Genomic DNA, 15878 nt, shown 5'->3' with positions numbered 1-15878 from the left:
ATGATCGATCCCGCCCGCAACGCCCGCATCATGGAAACCCTGCGTGCCCGCCATGTCGCCGCACCTCGGGATGCAGAGTTCGCCACCCATCTCGACCGGCTCCTCTGCCGTGACGGGGCCGGGAAGCTGACCGCCGAGGCGGTCAGGTTTTCCAACCCTCCCGAAACCCGCGGCATCCTTGTGATCGACGGCCCCGGCGGCGGTAAATCGACCACCGTCGCGCATGCGCTGACCCGGCATCCCGCCCTTCAGGCCGGCGATCGCGGGCGTCCCGCTTGGCTCGGTGTCAGCGTGCCCAGCCCCGCCACGCTCAAGAGCCTCGGCTTCGAGATTCTGCGCGACAGCGGCTATCCGCATGTCTCCGGCTATCGCGAGACCTGGAGCATCTGGGACCAGATCCGGTCCCGCCTGAAGATGCTCGGGGTCTGCATCCTCTGGATCGACGAGGCGCATGATCTGTTCTGCAAGGACAGCGGATTGATCCTGCGCGCCCTGAAATCCCTGATGCAGGGCGACGAGGCTGTGATCGTCATCCTGTCGGGCACCGAGCGGCTGGCCGAAGTGATCCGTTCCGATCCGCAGGTCCAGCGGCGGTTTTCCACGATGCAGCTGCGTCCTGTCTCTGCGGCGACGGATGGCGAAGATTTCCTGGACCTCATCATGGCCTATGCCGGTCTGGCGGGCTTGCGTGCGGACCTCTCGGCTGACCTTGTCGCGCGGCTGTTTCATGGCGCGCGCCAGCGCTTCGGTCGCAGCATCGAGACCCTGCTGAATGCCATCGAGACCGCGCTTGGCTGCGGCGCCGAATGCCTGAGCGACGATCATTTCGCTCAGGTCTGGGCCATGCAGGAGGGATGTGCGCCTGGAGAGAATGTGTTCCTGGTCGCTGACTGGGCCGATATCACGCCGGACCTCGACCCCGGGCAGCGGCCCCTCCGCCGCCGCGGACGGAGGAAATGACCATGGCCCAGCTTTTCCCGCATCTGCCGTTTCACGAGGATGAGACGCCGGTCTCCTGGGTCGCCCGCCTCTCGGCCCTGCATGGCTGCCCCAGCCTGCGGTCCTTTCTCTCGGATCAGGGGATCAGACCGTCGGATCTGCTGCACGGTGCGCGCCAGGTCGTCGAGCGTCTCTGCGAGGTCACCGGCCAGGATCCGGAGCCGGTCTGGCGCAACACCGCGTCGTCGCAGGGGAAGGAAGTCTACATGCTGCGCGGCGAGATCATCCCGGCCTCGATGCTGGTTCGCGAGGAAACCCGGTTCTGTCCGCTCTGCCTGCATGAGGATGACGCCGGTCATGGCCATCCCGGAATTGCCCGGCGCGATCGACTGGCCTGGAGCCTGCGTGTCGTGACCACCTGTCCCCGGCATAAGCTGGCGCTGATCCTGCGCGCGCGTGAGCATCGCGAGAACATGCTCCACAAGCTGCACCTGCATGTGCCCGAACGTGGTAAGGAACTCGTCGCGCTGGCGCGTGACGCGGCACACCGCGACCCTTCCCCGCTGCAGACTTATGTCTTGAACCGGCTTGAGGGCCGGATCGGCCCGGATTGGCTCGACAGCCAGAGCCTCGAACAGGCGGTGAAGGCGACCCAGATGCTGGGCATGACTTTCGCCTTCGGCGCAGGCATCAGGCTGGGCTCGATCGACCGTGATGGCTGGGACCTGGCAGGTCGCATGGGGTGGGACTGGGTCGCGCAAGGCGAGCCCGGCCTGCGCTCCGCGTTCCGGGCGCTGCAGGACGCTGCCTTCGCGCAGGGAAGGGGAGGGCAGAACTATTTTACGGTCTTCGGTCAGATCCATCACTGGTTGCTCGAGCCTGGCGACCGCAGCGATCACGGCCCGGTCAAGCAGGTGCTGCGCGACTATATCATCCAGAACATGGACGTCTGCGTTGGTCGCGATCTGCTCGGTCAGCCGGTCGAGCGGCGGTGCAAATACTCGGTGCAGTCTCTGGCCCTCGAGACCGGGCTGCATCGCCAGACGCTCTGCAAGGTGCTGGTGGCCCGAGGTCTGATCGCGGCGGCGGATGCCGAGAAGGGCAACGCGATCCTGCTGGTCGATGCGGATGACGGGCTCGCGACCGCCGCCGCATTGACAAGCTCCGTCTCGCAGGCGCAATTGCGCCCGCTCCTGAAGGCGACGCTGCCGACCGTCACGTGCCTGATCGACCTCGGGCAGCTTACGCCCCTGCACCGGAGCGTCGGCGAGAACACCCGCGACAAATGCGGCTACGATATCGAGGAGGTGAATCGCCTCATCAAGCGCGTCCATGACCTGGCCCCGGAAACTGCGAACCTGCCGTCCGACTGGGTGACGCTGACGCAATGCACCAAGCGCGGGCGCATTCCCATGCGACAGCTGTTGGCGATGATCCTGCAGGGTCGGATCAGGGGGATCGGGCGCGCCCCGGGCGGTGCCGGGTTCAAGGCATTGCGAATCGATCTCGAGGAAATGCGTCGATTGCCCGACTGAACTGAGGGCAATCTTCGACAAAAGAAACAAGGCCGCCATCTGGCGGCTTTTTTCTGGATTTTTCGATGGCAGTTTTTGGGTTGCCAAATGGCAGTTTTCGCCGCCGAACGGCTCTCTGAACCCATTCAATTGCTGGACCCGATGGCAGTTTTTCCTGTGTTTCCACAATTTATGTATGGAGACACGCATAAAACTGCCTTTCGGGCGGTTTTGCTTCCTTTTTGGCAACTATAAAACTGCCATTGGATGCGGGGATTCCGGCTTTTTTCTTTGATATCAAGGCGCTGGTCAAATCCCGCAAATGCGTCGCCAGCTGGCGGCGCGTTTTCTCTGGCCGCGGGCCCTCCCATTGACCTCATCTGGGTCGCGGTCCATCCCTCATCCCGACCCGGGTTCCTGAATTCAACCAGCCAGCAGCGGCGCCATCGCCTCGCGATCCGCCGCGGCCACGGCCCCTTGATGAGGTTCCCCATGTCCCGAATTCCGTTCATCGAAGCGCGGTTTTTCGATCCGGCCCAGACCCGCCAGACCCTGGAAGTGCGGTTCACGACGCACCTGCGCAAGCTGCGGGATATAGACCCGGTTGACGCGCATGATCTGTCCGAGGTCATCGACGATAACCCCGAAACCATGCTCGCGCGTCCCGCCATAAGCACCGCAGACATTCGCAAGATCGGCCGTCGCACCAGGCGCATCCTGGAGCGCCGCGAGGCCGCTTCCGGGCTGCGGCATCTGAAATCAGAGGACCGCGAACGCCTGCAGGCGCTGCGCGGCGGCGTCACCCTGATCCGGATCCCGAACGAACATCGCGCCGATGAACTGGCGGCCGAACTGCATGCCGAAATGCCTTGGATGGCGCCCGCGACCGAGATCGTCTGGCAGGCCATGCGCCGCTCGGTCCGCGAGGGCTGGCCGGGCTTGAGTTTCGACATGAGCTGGGTGGGTTGGTTGCTGACCAGCAATCATTGTCGGCATCTGCCCGCGCCTTTGCTGAGCCGCTGCCCGCCGGTGCGGCTTGACCCGCTGACCCTGGCCGACCTGACCGGCTTTGCGCAAAGCCAGGGCGAAAGGCGCGGGTTGTCGGCAGGCGCGATCGCGGCCCTGATGAGGCGCTGACCGCCGCCCCGCCACCAAAGCGGCACAGCCTGCGCACGGTGCTCCGCCTGCTGGACCGGGCTGCTGATCTTGAAGCCGCACCAATGCGGCATTGACCCACCGCAGACGGTGCTTCGGACAATATGAATTGATGAAAGAATGAGACATGACCAACGATGATCCCATCGCGCCGGAAGCCCTGCGTATCATGCGCGCCTGGCCGGCCGTTTACGGACCCGGCCCCTGGACCGGCAGCCTGCTGGAATACGGCTTCCTCTGCGGGCCGGGCTGGTATCCGCTGATCGAACGCCTCAGCGCTGACCTGTCCGCCATTATCCGGGAGGATGGCCTGAATGAATTTCAGGTCGCGCAGGTGAAGGAGAAGCTCGGAGGGCTGAGGTTTTATATCAGGGGCGGTAAGCCTTGGTGCGCTACAAGACCAACGATTACTCGGTGCCGGTCGCCTACGGCCACCGCGACGTCTGGATCAGAGGCTATGCCGACGCGGTCGTTCGACAACAGCCGTGCGACTTCTCGGTGAGCGAGTATTGCCGCCATCACATTACGCGACATGTCGGTGGTCAGCATCCGGTCGCGGTTCTTGGTGAAGACTGTCGGCACCTAGGCTGGATCGTCGATCTCCAAGCCAACGAACCACCGGAACAAAAGGTTGATCAAGACCGGGCGCCGCGAGTATGTCCAAGTCCTTCGCCTTCTGGAAACCTTCGACGTCGACGACCTGCACGCGGCGGTAAAGAGGGCGCTGCAACTGGGCCCGGTCGGGTTCGATGCCGTCAAGCACCTCATCCTCTGTCAGGTCGAGAAACGGCCGCCCAGGCTGGACCTCGACATCTACCCATATCTGCCGCGCGCCGATGTCGAGACCACCTCGGCGGCCAGCTACATGACCCTGCTTTCGGGGGGTGCGGCATGACCGTGGCCCCGAAGATCCTGCTTGCGGATCATCTGAAGACGCTGAAGTTGCCGACCTTCCTGCGGGAATACGACAGGCTCGCCCGCCAATGTGCCGCAGAAGGCGAGGATCACGTCCAGTTCCTGGCCCGCTTGGTCGAGCTGGAGCTAATCGACCGCGAGCGGCGGATGATCGAGCTCCGCATCAAGGCGGCGAGGTTCCCGGCGGCCAAGAGGATGGACAGCTTCGACTTCAGGGCGATTCCAAGCTCAACAAGATGCAAGTGCTGGAGCTTGCCCATTGTGATTGGATTAACCGGCGCGAGAATGTCATCGCCCTCGGCCCGAGCGGCACGGGCAAGACCCACGTTGCCCTCGGACTCGGGCTGGCGGCCTGCCAGAAGGGGATGACGGTCGGCTTCACCACCGCCGCCGCGCTGGTCAACGAGCTGATGGAGGCCCGCGACGAACGCCGCCTGCTGCGCATCCAGAAACAGATAGCCACCGTCAAGCTGCTCATTATCGACGAACTGGGCTTCGTGCCCTTATCAAAAACCGGCGCCGAGTTGCTGTTCGAGCTGATCTCGCAGCGCTGCGAACGTGGGTCCACCATGGTTACCAGCAACCTGCCGTTCGATGAATGGACCGAAACATTCGGCACCGAACGCCTGACCGGCGCACTGCTTGATCGGCCGACCCACCACGTCAACATCCTCGAGATGAACGGCGACAGCTACCTTCGGGCCTACGCCAGTGTGTCCGAGGCGCGTGCCGGAATCGGGCGTTACATCGGCTTCTACAACGGCCGCCGCGCCCATTCATCGCTTGACAGCAGGACGCCCAATCAAGCCTACTTCAACCCGCTGCTCCCCGATCTGGAGGCGGCGTAACCGAGGCGGAAAACCACTTAAGGAAACGGACGAAAACTGTTAAGTCAAACTGAGCCACTTCTCAGGTCGCTTCGGATTCGGCGCGAGTCTGCTTGCGTTCGCTGTCTTGCGTGAAGATCTCATCCCAGCACGATGCCAGGAAGGCGCGACGGTTGTAGCGGGCTGCCTTGGCGGTGACGTGGGGCGGCAGGGGGAGGGCGCAGAGGGTCAGGTAGCACATGATGTCTGGAATGCCTCGGTCGAAGATCACGGGGGCTGAGAGGGCCTGAGCGTCCTCGTAGGCGCGGAGATCGCGCTCCAGCATCCGTTCAGCATAGGCCATGCGATCCGCCCAGGGGAGGGCGTCCCCGCCGCTCTGCATTTCCTCGCGAATGATCGCGCGGCCGGCTTCGGGGATCGTGTGGAAGCCGCGTCGGGCGAGCTCGGTGATGAGGCTGGTCTTGCCCGCACCTGGGCCGCCCGTCACGACAAAGAAATGGTCGCTCATGGGCCATCCTCGGGTTTGGCAGGGGGAAGGGCTGCAACGTGATCGACACGCTATGGGCGCGGATCAAAGCAGCATGGATTTTCGCAGGGAAAACAGCACCGGTCTGCGCGGCAGAGGCAAAACCTTTGACGAGAAAGGCAGAACTATCTGGTGCTTTTCAAGTGCGGAGTGGTGGAGCCAAGGGGAGTCGAACCCCTGACCTCTTGAATGCCATTCAAGCGCTCTACCAACTGAGCTATGGCCCCACCGGAGGTCTGCGAGGCGCTTTGGCGCGTCGCTGTGGAGCGTCGTATAGGGGGGGTGGCAGCGGGGTGCAAGCGGAAAATTCACCCGTCGGACGGAAATTTTCCAGAAGGTCGGGTATGGCCGTGCAGCGCGGATTCGGCCGGGAAAATTCGGCGCCCGACTGCGTGCCAGAGGGCGGGCATGACAAAGCCCGGGATGCGCGTGGGGTCGCATATCCCGGGCCGTGCAGTTTTGGGGGAGGGGCCTGAAAAAACCGCCGGAGAGGCGATATTGCCGGTCTGGCGGGACTTCAGCCTTCCTCAGTCCTCGTCGTCATCGGCGACGTCGGCGATCTCATCCAGCGAGACATCGCCATCGTCGTCGTCCTCTTCCAGAAGATCGTCGTCGATATCGCCGCTGTCATCGTCCAGATCGTCATCATCGACCAGATCTTCATCGTCGTCATTGGTCGAGGTCTTTTCGCTGACCAGGGCCTTGCCGCGACCTTCATTCATGCTTTCAACCGTGAACTGGTTGCTGCAGGCCGGGCAGGTCATCGGATCGTTGTTCAGATCATAGAAGCGCGTGGCGCAATGCGGGCACAGGCGTTTCGTACCCCATTCCTCTTTGGGCATGGCATTCTCCTTCCGCCGCGTTTAGGGAAATCGGTGGACCCCCTGCCACAGGCAACAGGGGGTGTCAAAGGCTTTCTAAGTCAAAGCATGCTCCAATATGGGATGCCGGGGCCGAAGCGGTAGGGCAATGAGCGACGAGATCACGATAGGCAATGGAATCCGGCTGCTTGTCCGGCGCTCGGCCCGGGCGCGGCGGATGACGCTGCGGGTGCCGCGCCATGGCGGGCCGCCGGTGCTGACCCTGCCCGGATCCCTTGCCCTGTCCGAGGGCCGAGCATTCGCGGAATCGCGGGCGGACTGGCTGCGCAGGACGGCGGCGCGGATGCCGGGGCCTTCGCTGGTCGGCGCGGGGGCGCGTTTGCCGGTCGAGGGGCAGGTGCTGACGATCACGCCCGCGCCGGTGCGTATGGTGCAGTTGCAGGAGGGCCAGTTGCAGGTGCCCGCCACGCGGCCGGTCGGGCCGGTGGTGCAGGCCTTCCTGAAGCATCTGGCGCATCAGCGGCTGACCCTGGCCTGCGATCGCCATGCGACGGCACTGGGCCGGTCCTTCCGCGCGATTGCGCTGCGGGACACGAAATCGCGATGGGGCAGTTGCACATCCGACGGGCGGCTGATGTTTTCCTGGCGGTTGGCCATGGCGCCGCCCGAGGTGTTGGACTATGTCGCCGCGCATGAGGTCGCGCATCTGGCGCATATGGACCATTCCCCGCGCTTCTGGGCCGCTGTGGAGGGGCTGATGCCCGATTTCGCGCGCCACAGGGCCTGGCTGCGCGATCAGGGCGGGTCGCTGATGGCGTGGAAATTTCGCGACGCGTGATCGGGGATTGACGCGGCGCGCGGCTGTGATCACATATCTGCCATGACCATCAGCCGCCCCCCGGATCCCGCCGCGCATGAGCGGCTTTACCGCAGCCTTCGCAGCCGCATCATGCTGGGCGAGCTGGCCCCGGGCAAGCCGCTGACGCTGCGCGGGATTGCGCGGGAATATCACCTTTCCATGACCCCGGCCCGAGAGGCGGTTCGCAGGCTTGTCGCCGAAGGCGCGCTGACGCTGACGGCCTCGGGCCGCGTCTCGACGCCCGCGCTGTCGGACGAGCGGATCGAGGAGCTGGCCGCGCTGCGCGCGCTGATCGAGCCGGAACTGGCGGCGCGGGCGCTGCCGCGCGCCCATCTGGCGCTGATCGACAGGCTGGCGCAGATGAATGCCCGGATCGCCGATGCGGTCGAAAATCACGACGCTGTCGGCTATATCCGCTGCAATCTGGAATTCCACCGGATGCTGTATCTGCGGGCGCAGGCCCCGGCGATGCTGGCGATGCTGGAAACCATCTGGCTGCAGCTTGGGCCGACGATGCGGGCGCTTTATGGCCGGGTCAAGCGCAACGAGCCGCCGCGCCATCACCGCATGATCATGGCAGCGTTAAGGGCAGGGGATGAGCCTGCCCTTCGCCTTGCCGTTCGTGCCGATGTCACCCACGGCTTGCGGCATCTGACCGCTGCATAGCGCGATCAGCCGCGGCGCTGTACGCCCAGTGTCGGGATGGCCGAGGGGATGATGCGGTTGTATTTCGTCCCCTCGATCGCGGCCCCGGCGATCAGGCCGGCCTGACCGAAGATCATGGCCACCACCGGATATTGCGCGGTGACGGTATCGGCCCCCAGCGACATGCCGCCGGCGGGGATCGCATAGAAGGCATCTGCGCCTGCCACCCATCCCGGTGCCGCGCGGAAGGCGGCCAGGGCCTGATCGGTCTGGAAGATCAGCACATGGGCATATTGCTGCGCCCCTGCCTGAAAGCCGAAGCTGGCCTGAGTCGCGGAATAGTAATCGACCGTCGCCCCGTTGATGCGCAGCGCACCCTGACCATAGGCACCGCCCACGCCAAGCGCCGCCTCGGTCATCAGCGGCATGTAAAGCACACCCTTGGCCCCGTCGATCAGCCCCTGGGCCGAGGGGTAGTTCTGAAGCAGAAATTGATTGGTCGCATCGACGCGGGCATCCAGCGAGGCGGTGGCATTCGTGCCCACCGCATTGCTGCACCCGGCTGCGGCCAGAAGCGCAGTCCCCGCAGCCCCCTTCAGAAGCGTGCGTCGGTTCAGTCTGTTCATGTCTGTCATACTCATTATATGCCCCATTTTCGCCTGTTATCGTCGCTGATGACGGTTTTGCGCCCGAGGTTACGGGAAAACGCGGAACCTGTCACCCGCTGCTTTCAGCCGCGCAGCGCCTGCGCCACCAGCGGCGCGAAATAGGTCAGCACGCCGTCGCAACCCGCACGGCGGAAACACAGCAGGCTTTCCATCATCGCATCGCGCGACAGCCAGCCATTGCGGATCGCACCCTCCAGCATCGCGTATTCGCCGCTGACCTGATAGGCGAATGTCGGTGCGCCGAACTGATCCTTTACCGCGCGGCAGATATCCAGATAGGGCATGCCCGGCTTGACCATCACCATATCCGCACCCTCGGCCAGATCGCGGGCGACGCAGCGGATCGCCTCGTTCCGGTTGGCGGGGTTCACCTGATAGGTTTTCTTGTCGCCGACCAGACGGCCCGAGGCGCCGACCGCATCGCGGAACGGCCCGTAATAGGCACTGGCGAATTTCGCCGCATAGGACAGGATGGCGACATTCTTGTGCCCCTCCATCTCCAGCGCGGCGCGCAGGGCGGCGATGCGGCCGTCCATCATGTCGGACGGCCCCAGCAGATCGGCCCCGGCATCGGCCTGAACCAGCGCCATCCTGACCAGCGCATCGACGGTTTCGTCATTCAGGATCTCGCCATCCACGACGATGCCGTCATGGCCATTGGCGTTATAGGGATCCAGCGCGATATCGGTCATCACGGTCAGTTGCGGGGCGACCTCTTTGATCGCGCGGATCGCCTGGTTGCCGATATTGTCCGGATCCCAGGCCCGCTCGCAGGCTTCGGTTTTCAGATCCTGATCGGAATGGGGAAACACGCAGATGGCGGGGATGTCCAGCTCTGCCGCCTGTTCCGCCGCGCGTTTCGCGCCCTCCAGCGTCAGGCGCTGCACCCCCGGCATCGAGGGGATCTCGCCCTCGGCGCCCGCAACCTCGGTCACGAAGATCGGCCAGATCAGATTGGCGGTGCTGAGGTTCACCTCGGACATCATGGCGCGGATGCTGGCGGTGCGGCGCAGGCGGCGCAGGCGCGTGGCGGGGAAGGGGGCAATGATCGGATTTGCCATGAGGTCGTCCTTTCAGGCTGTCGGCGGCGCGGGCAAAGATCGGGCCTGCGACTTTCTTTCGGCTTCGGCTCGTTTTAAGGTCGCGCCACGATAAGAACAAGGAAGCCCGCGTGGCCATTTTGAACAGCCTTCTGGCCCTTCTGGACAGCCGCTCTTTCAGCACCGTCTGGTATTGGATTTTACTTTTCGGCCTGTGGTCGGTCGCGGGGCGCCGCGTGATCGGAGTGCCGGTCGAGATCCTGACGCGGGCGCGGGGCGCCTTGCGCAGCGGCCGCGCCGAATCGCCCGAGGTGATGAGCCTGCTGGACTGGCTGTCGCTGACCCTGCCGCGCTTGCAGCTTGGCCGGACCGAAGGGGCCGTCTTCCTTGCCATCAGCGGCTTTGGCCTGTCGTCGCTGGCGATTCTGGGGTTCTTTTACCTGCTGGAGGCGGCGCAGGCGCTGACCTTGCTGCTGTTGCCCTTTTTCCTGCTGTTCTGGATGCGCATCTATCTGGTCCGCCGCCTGACGCCGCTGATGGAACAGGCCGAGACCGGCGCCATCCCGGTCAGCCATCTGGCCCGGCAGGCGGTTCAGCAGATGACCTGGCATCATCGCTTCATCAGCCTGCTGTCGATCGTCTCGGTGACGGCGACGGCCTTCTGGGGCACGATCTGGATGATCAGGCATCCCTTCGGGATTTAACGCACGTGCCGTGCCGGGCTGGCTTGACTTCACCGCTTGGCGCTTTACCTGACAGGCCATGTCCGACCATCTGATCCTTTCCGGTGCCCCCGAGGGCTATGACGCCGCCCTGATCGCGCGCGAGGCCGCGCGGGGCAGGCCCGTGATCCATATCGCCCGTGACGACCGGCGCATGGCCGCGATGCGCGCCGCGCTGGCCTTCATGGCGCCGCAACTGGTGGTGCTGGATTTCCCGGCCTGGGAAACGACGCCCTATGATCGCGTCTCGCCCTCGCCCGATCTGCAGGCGACGCGGATGGCGACTCTGGCGGCGCTGGCGCAGGGCCGGATCAAGGGCGGCTTCGTGCTGCTGACGACGCTGAACGCGGTGCTGCAGCGCCTGCCCGCGCGCGATCTGGTCGCGGGCGCCAGCTTTGCCGCGCAAGTGGGCAGCCGCGTGGACGAAGCCGGCCTGCGGGATTTCCTGACCCGGATGGGCTTCGTGCAGGCGCCCTCGGTGACCGAGCCGGGCGATTACGCCGTGCGCGGCGGCATCATCGACATCTATTCGCCCGGTCAGTCCGGGCCGGTGCGTCTGGACCTGTTCGGCGATGTGCTGGACGGCGCCCGCCGCTTTGACCCGGCCACGCAGCGGACCACTGAAAAGCTGTCGAAGATCGAACTGGCACCCATGTCCGAGATCATCATGGATGAGCCCTCTATCACCCGCTTCCGGCAGAATTACCGGGCCGAATATGGCGGCGGCACCAATGATCCGCTGTATGAGGGGGTCAGCGCAGGCCGCAAGATGGCGGGGATGGAGCATTGGCTGCCCTGGTTCCATGAGCGGATGGAAAGCCTGTTCGACTATCTTCCCGATGCCTCGGTCGTGCTGGACGATCATCTGGGTCAGGTGATCGAGGCCCGGCGCGAGATGATCCGCGAACAGTTTCAGGCCCGCAAGGCCGCGCTGGCCGCCAAATCGCGCAGCGATACCGTCTATAAGCCGGTGCCACCGGACGTGATGTTTCCCATGCCCGAGGAATGGACGGCCTGGCTGGCGCCCCATCGGGTGCTGCGCCTGTCGGTGCTGCCGCAACCGCCGGGGCCGGGGGTGCTGGATGCAGGGGGGCGACCGGGGCGCAATTTCGCGCCCGAACGTCAGGCAGAATCGATCAACCTCTTCAAGGCGCTGGCCGATCATATCCGGGTGCTGAACCGCGATCACCGGGTGATCCTGGCTAGCTTTTCCGACGGCGCAAGAGAACGCTTGCAGGGGCTTCTGGCCGATGAGGGGCTGAGCGCCGTCAAGACCATCGCCGATCTGCGCGACATGCCCGCGCAGCCCGGCACCATCTGTCTGACTGTCTGGCCGCTAGAAGAGGGGTTCGTGGCCGAAGGGCAGGCGCTTGGTTCTGTCGCGGTGATCTCGGAACAGGATGTGCTGGGCGACCGTCTGATCCGGGGCGCCCGCAAACGCCGCCGGGCCGAGAATTTCCTGAAGGATACGACCAGCCTCAGCCCCGGCGATCTGGTGGTCCATGTCGAACATGGCATCGGGCGCTATACCGGGCTGGAAACCATCACGGCGGCGGGCGTGCCGCATGATTGTGTGGCGCTGGAATATGCGGGCGGGGACCGGCTGTTCCTGCCGGTCGAGAATATCGAATTGCTGACCCGCTATGGCCATGAAGAGGGTTTGCTGGACCGTCTGGGCGGCGGCGCATGGCAGGCCCGCAAGGCGCGGTTGAAGGAACGCATCAAGCTGATCGCGGATAAGCTGATGCGGGTGGCGGCCGAACGGCTGTTGCGTCCGGCGCCGGTGCTGGAGCCGGAAGACCACGATTGGCAAAGCTTCTCGGCCCGCTTCCCCTATAGCGAAACCGACGATCAGGCCGCCGCCATTGACGATGTCGCCGCCGATCTGGCCGCCGGGCGTCCGATGGACCGTCTGGTCGTCGGCGATGTCGGTTTCGGCAAGACCGAGGTGGCGATGCGCGCGGCCTTTATCGCCGCCTCGCAGGGGATGCAGGTGGCGGTGGTCGCACCCACAACGCTGCTGGCGCGCCAGCATTACAAGACCTTTGCCGAGCGTTTTCGCGGCACCGCGATCAATGTCCGCCCGCTGTCCCGCTTTGTCAGCGCCAAGGATGCCGCCCAGACCCGCGCCGGTCTGGCCGAGGGCAGCGTCGATATCGTCGTGGGCACCCATGCCGTGCTGGCCAAGCAGGTGCGGTTCAAGAATCTGGGCCTCTTGATCATCGACGAAGAGCAGCATTTCGGCGTCGGCCACAAGGAACGGCTGAAGGAATTGCGCAGCGATATCCATGTGCTGACCCTGACCGCGACCCCGATCCCGCGCACCCTACAGCTGTCGCTGACCGGGGTGCGCGATCTGTCGATCATCGGCACCCCGCCGGTGGACCGTCTGGCGATCCGCACCTATGTCAGCGAATTCGACGGTGTGACCATCCGCGAGGCGCTGCTGCGCGAAAAATATCGCGGCGGGCAAAGCTTTTTCGTCGTGCCGCGCCTGTCGGACCTGCCCGATGTCGAACATTGGCTGAGCGAGAACGTGCCCGAGGTCAGCTATATCGTCTCGCATGGGCAATTGGCGGCGGGCGATCTGGATCAGCGCATGAACGCCTTTTACGATGGCAGCCATGACGTTCTGCTGGCCACCTCGATTGTGGAATCGGGGCTGGATATTCCGACGGCCAATACCATGGTCGTCTGGCGGTCCGATATGTTCGGTCTGGCCCAGCTTTACCAGATCCGCGGCCGCGTGGGCCGGTCCAAGACCCGCGCCTATTGCTATCTGACCACGAAACCCGGCACGCCGCTGACCCCGCAGGCCATGCGACGGCTGAAGTTCCTGGGCTCTATTGACGGTCTCGGCGCGGGCTTCAACCTGGCCAGTCAGGATCTGGATCTGCGCGGGGCAGGCAATCTGCTGGGCGAAGAACAGTCGGGCCATATCAAGGAGGTCGGCTTCGAACTTTATCAGCAGATGTTGGAAGAAACGATTACCAAGCTGAAATCCGGCGAGATCGAGGGCACACCCGAGGACGAATGGGCGCCGCAACTGAACCTTGGTGTGCCGGTGACGATCCCTGAAAGCTATATCCCCGATCTGGATGTGCGTCTGGGCCTTTATCGTCGTCTGGCCGAGCTGACCACCAAGGTCGAGCTGGAGGGCTTTGCCGCCGAGCTGATCGACCGCTTCGGCACGCTGCCGCGTGAGGTGAACACCCTGCTGCTGGTCATCCGTATCAAAGCCATGGCCAAGCGCGCCAATATCGCGCGACTGGATGCCGGGCCCAAGGGCGCGACGGTGCAGTTCCATAACGACAAATTCCCCAATCCCGCCGGTCTGGTCGAATTCATCACCGATCAGCGCGGACAGGCGAAGGTTACCGACAACAAGATCGTCATCCGCCGCGACTGGTCGACGGATAATGAACGGATCAAGGGCGCCTTCGGCATCGCGCGTGATCTGGCGGTCAAGGCAAAGGCCGCGAAGTGAGCGGACGCCTCCTGTTCGATCAGGGTCCGCTGGCGGGGGGCACGCTGTTCCGGCAGCCGCGCGATCTGATCCGGGCTGACAGTATTGCCGAGGTCTCCGCTGCCCTGGCGCGGGTCGAGGATGCGCGCGCCAGTGGCCTCTGGGTGGCGGGCTATCTGTCCTACGAACTGGGCTATGCGCTGATTCCGCGCCTGCATCACCTGATGCCAGAGGGGCGCGCGGCGCCGCTGATCCTGATGGGGGTGTTCGACGGCCCCGAGGCGCCACCGGATCTGCCCCGCTCCCCGGTCCGCATCGGACCTGCCGAGCCGCTCTGGTCGCGGGCGGATTACGATGCGGCGATTGCGGCGGTGCGGCGCTATATCGAGGCGGGCGATTGCTATCAGATCAACCTGACCTTTCCGATGCGCGCGCGGGTCTCGGGCGATCCGCTGGCGATCTATGCGGAACTGGCGCGGCGGCAGCCGGTGGGCGAGGGGGCTTTTGTCGATCTGGACGGCGCGCCGATTCTGTCGCGCAGTCCCGAACTGTTCTTTGCCGTCGACGCCGACCGTCAGATCGCGACCCGCCCGATGAAGGGCACGATGCCGCGCGGCGCGACGCCGGAACAGGACCTCCAGATGGCCGAGGCGCTGGCCGCATCGGAAAAAAACCGCGCCGAAAATCTGATGATCGTCGATCTGCTGCGCAATGACCTCAGCCGGGTTTGCCTGCCGGGCAGCGTGCGCGTTCCGCAGCTGTTTCAGATCGAGCCCTACGCCACCGTCTTTCAGATGACCTCGACCGTGACCGGGCAGTTGCACCAGGATGCCGGGCTGGCCCAGATCCTGACCGCGCTGTTTCCCTGCGGCTCGATCACCGGCGCGCCCAAGATCCGCGCGATGGAGATCATCGCCGAGTTGGAACAGCGTCCGCGTGACATCTATTGCGGCGCCATCGGCTGGCTGGATCCGGCCGGGCCGATGCGCTTCAACGTAGCGATCCGGTCGCCCGTGCTGGAAGCGTCGGGGCAGTTGCATCTGCAGGTGGGCGGCGGCATTGTCCATGACAGCGAAGCCGGATCCGAATGGGAAGAGGCGCTATGCAAATCCGCGTTCCTGGGCCGATCCCCGCAGATCTGACCGTCATTGAAACCATGCGCGGTACCGCGTCGGGCGCGATTGCGCATTGGCCGCTGCATCTGGCGCGGCTTGGCCGGAACTGCGCGGCTGTCGGCTTTGCGCTGGATGAGGATGCGGTGGGCCGCGCGCTGGCGGCGCTGCGGTTCACCGATGTCAGCCGGGTCCGGCTGACCGTCGATGCGGCGGGCAGGGTCGAGGCCAGTTGCCATCCCCTGCCGCGCAACCCGCAGGTCTGGCAGGTCGTCCTGTCCGATCAGCGGCTGGGCAGCGGGGATCCCTGGCTGCGGATCAAGACCTCGCATCGACCGGTCTATGACGCGGCCCGCGCGGCAATGCCCGCAGGCATGGATGAAGCGATTTTGCTGAATGAGCGCGGTGAACTCTGCGAAGGCACGATCACCAACCTGTTCCTGCGCCGCGAGGGCAGGCTGCTGACCCCGCCGCTGTCATCCGGGCTGTTGCCGGGCATCCTGCGGCAGGTATTGCTGGAATCGGGCGCCGCGCGTGAGGCGGTGCTGTATCCCGAAGATCTGAAAACCGGCAGGCTGATCATGGGCAACGCGCTTCGCGGCATGATCGGCGCAGAGCTTCACGGGCTGGATTGAGCCGGATCAAAGAAAAACCCCCGCCCGGCGGGGC

13 protein-coding genes, 1 tRNA gene and 4 pseudogenes are annotated in these 15878 nt (G+C 64.7%); 12 read left to right on the top strand and 6 right to left on the bottom strand.

Annotated elements, in window-relative coordinates:
* The 4 genes and pseudogenes from JHX87_RS04670 to JHX87_RS18515 form a co-directional block, all read left to right on the top strand.
* Window positions 1–960: a TniB family NTP-binding protein gene (locus JHX87_RS04670; protein WP_271882741.1), complete on the top strand. Its 960-nt coding sequence runs from the start codon at window positions 1–3 to the stop codon at window positions 958–960.
* Window positions 961–962: 2 nt separating this feature from the next.
* Window positions 963–2474, top strand: a complete 1512-nt coding sequence (locus tag JHX87_RS04665; protein ID WP_271882739.1) for a TniQ family protein — start codon at window positions 963–965, stop codon at window positions 2472–2474.
* A gap of 471 nt (window positions 2475–2945) precedes the next feature.
* Window positions 2946–3590 carry a hypothetical protein gene (locus tag JHX87_RS04660; RefSeq protein WP_272833841.1) on the top strand — a complete coding sequence of 215 codons (645 nt, stop codon included), beginning with the start codon at window positions 2946–2948 and terminating at the stop codon, window positions 3588–3590.
* Between the two features lie 399 nt (window positions 3591–3989).
* Window positions 3990–4082, top strand: a pseudogene (locus tag JHX87_RS18515) (Mu transposase domain-containing protein); the annotation flags it as partial.
* Here JHX87_RS18515 and JHX87_RS04650 read toward each other — a convergent pair.
* Window positions 4065–4241 (bottom strand): annotated as a pseudogene (locus JHX87_RS04650) (IS5/IS1182 family transposase); the annotation flags it as partial. The pseudogenes JHX87_RS18515 and JHX87_RS04650 sit on opposite strands and share 18 nt — an antisense overlap.
* A gap of 1 nt (window position 4242) precedes the next feature.
* Between JHX87_RS04650 and JHX87_RS04645 the strand changes: the two are divergent.
* Window positions 4243–4503: pseudogene (locus JHX87_RS04645) on the top strand (IS21 family transposase); the annotation flags it as partial.
* A pseudogene (gene istB / locus JHX87_RS04640) lies at window positions 4500–5371 on the top strand (IS21-like element helper ATPase IstB). The pseudogenes JHX87_RS04645 and istB, both read left to right, overlap by 4 nt.
* Window positions 5372–5432: 61 nt before the next feature.
* Here istB and JHX87_RS04635 read toward each other — a convergent pair.
* From JHX87_RS04635 to JHX87_RS04625, 3 genes are all read right to left on the bottom strand, one after another.
* Window positions 5433–5858, bottom strand: a complete 426-nt coding sequence (locus JHX87_RS04635; RefSeq protein ID WP_271882736.1) for an AAA family ATPase — start codon at window positions 5856–5858, stop codon at window positions 5433–5435.
* A gap of 169 nt (window positions 5859–6027) precedes the next feature.
* Window positions 6028–6103, bottom strand: a tRNA-Ala gene (locus tag JHX87_RS04630).
* 300 nt (window positions 6104–6403) lie between these two features.
* A complete protein-coding gene (locus tag JHX87_RS04625; protein WP_271882734.1) occupies window positions 6404–6718 on the bottom strand; it encodes an FYDLN acid domain-containing protein in 315 nt (104 codons plus the stop codon).
* A 127-nt stretch (window positions 6719–6845) separates the two neighbouring features.
* Here JHX87_RS04625 and JHX87_RS04620 point away from each other — a divergent pair, with 127 nt between their 5' ends.
* Together JHX87_RS04620 and JHX87_RS04615 are read left to right on the top strand one after the other, a co-directional pair.
* Window positions 6846–7535 (top strand): M48 family metallopeptidase, encoded by a 690-nt coding sequence (locus tag JHX87_RS04620; RefSeq protein ID WP_271882733.1) that lies wholly within the window; start codon window positions 6846–6848, stop codon window positions 7533–7535.
* Window positions 7536–7577: 42 nt separating this feature from the next.
* Window positions 7578–8222, top strand: a complete 645-nt coding sequence (locus JHX87_RS04615; RefSeq protein WP_271882731.1) for a GntR family transcriptional regulator — start codon at window positions 7578–7580, stop codon at window positions 8220–8222.
* Between the two features lie 5 nt (window positions 8223–8227).
* Here JHX87_RS04615 and JHX87_RS04610 read toward each other — a convergent pair whose 3' ends face one another.
* Both JHX87_RS04610 and hemB read right to left on the bottom strand, forming a co-directional pair.
* The gene (locus JHX87_RS04610) at window positions 8228–8827 is read right to left on the bottom strand and encodes a lipid-binding SYLF domain-containing protein (RefSeq protein ID WP_271882729.1); all 600 of its coding nucleotides are present in this window, start codon (window positions 8825–8827) and stop codon (window positions 8228–8230) included.
* 104 nt (window positions 8828–8931) lie between these two features.
* Window positions 8932–9930 carry a porphobilinogen synthase gene (gene hemB / locus JHX87_RS04605; RefSeq protein WP_271882727.1) on the bottom strand — a complete coding sequence of 333 codons (999 nt, stop codon included), beginning with the start codon at window positions 9928–9930 and terminating at the stop codon, window positions 8932–8934.
* 110 nt (window positions 9931–10040) lie between these two features.
* On the opposite strand from hemB, the gene JHX87_RS04600 reads away from it, so the two are divergent.
* From JHX87_RS04600 to JHX87_RS04585, 4 genes are read left to right on the top strand one after another with little or no spacing between them, the layout of a single operon-like run.
* Window positions 10041–10613 carry a hypothetical protein gene (locus JHX87_RS04600; RefSeq protein ID WP_271882726.1) on the top strand — a complete coding sequence of 191 codons (573 nt, stop codon included), beginning with the start codon at window positions 10041–10043 and terminating at the stop codon, window positions 10611–10613.
* Window positions 10614–10671: 58 nt separating this feature from the next.
* The gene (gene mfd, locus JHX87_RS04595; RefSeq protein ID WP_271882724.1) at window positions 10672–14118 is read left to right on the top strand and encodes a transcription-repair coupling factor; all 3447 of its coding nucleotides are present in this window, start codon (window positions 10672–10674) and stop codon (window positions 14116–14118) included.
* Window positions 14115–15239, top strand: coding sequence for an aminodeoxychorismate synthase component I (locus tag JHX87_RS04590; protein ID WP_271882722.1), 1125 nt, complete (start codon window positions 14115–14117; stop codon window positions 15237–15239). Before mfd ends, JHX87_RS04590 begins: the two co-directional genes overlap by 4 nt.
* Complete coding sequence (locus JHX87_RS04585) at window positions 15200–15844, top strand: aminotransferase class IV family protein (protein ID WP_272833839.1); 645 nt, start codon at window positions 15200–15202, stop codon at window positions 15842–15844. The genes JHX87_RS04590 and JHX87_RS04585 overlap by 40 nt, the downstream gene beginning before the upstream one ends.
* Window positions 15845–15878: the final 34 nt, after the last annotated feature.

The sequence above is a fragment of the Paracoccus fistulariae genome, assembly GCF_028553785.1.
Classification (GTDB): Bacteria; Pseudomonadota; Alphaproteobacteria; order Rhodobacterales; family Rhodobacteraceae; genus Paracoccus; species Paracoccus fistulariae.
The sequence above is the reverse complement of the archived record's forward strand: the minus strand, read 5'-3'. Positions and strand labels throughout refer to the sequence as shown.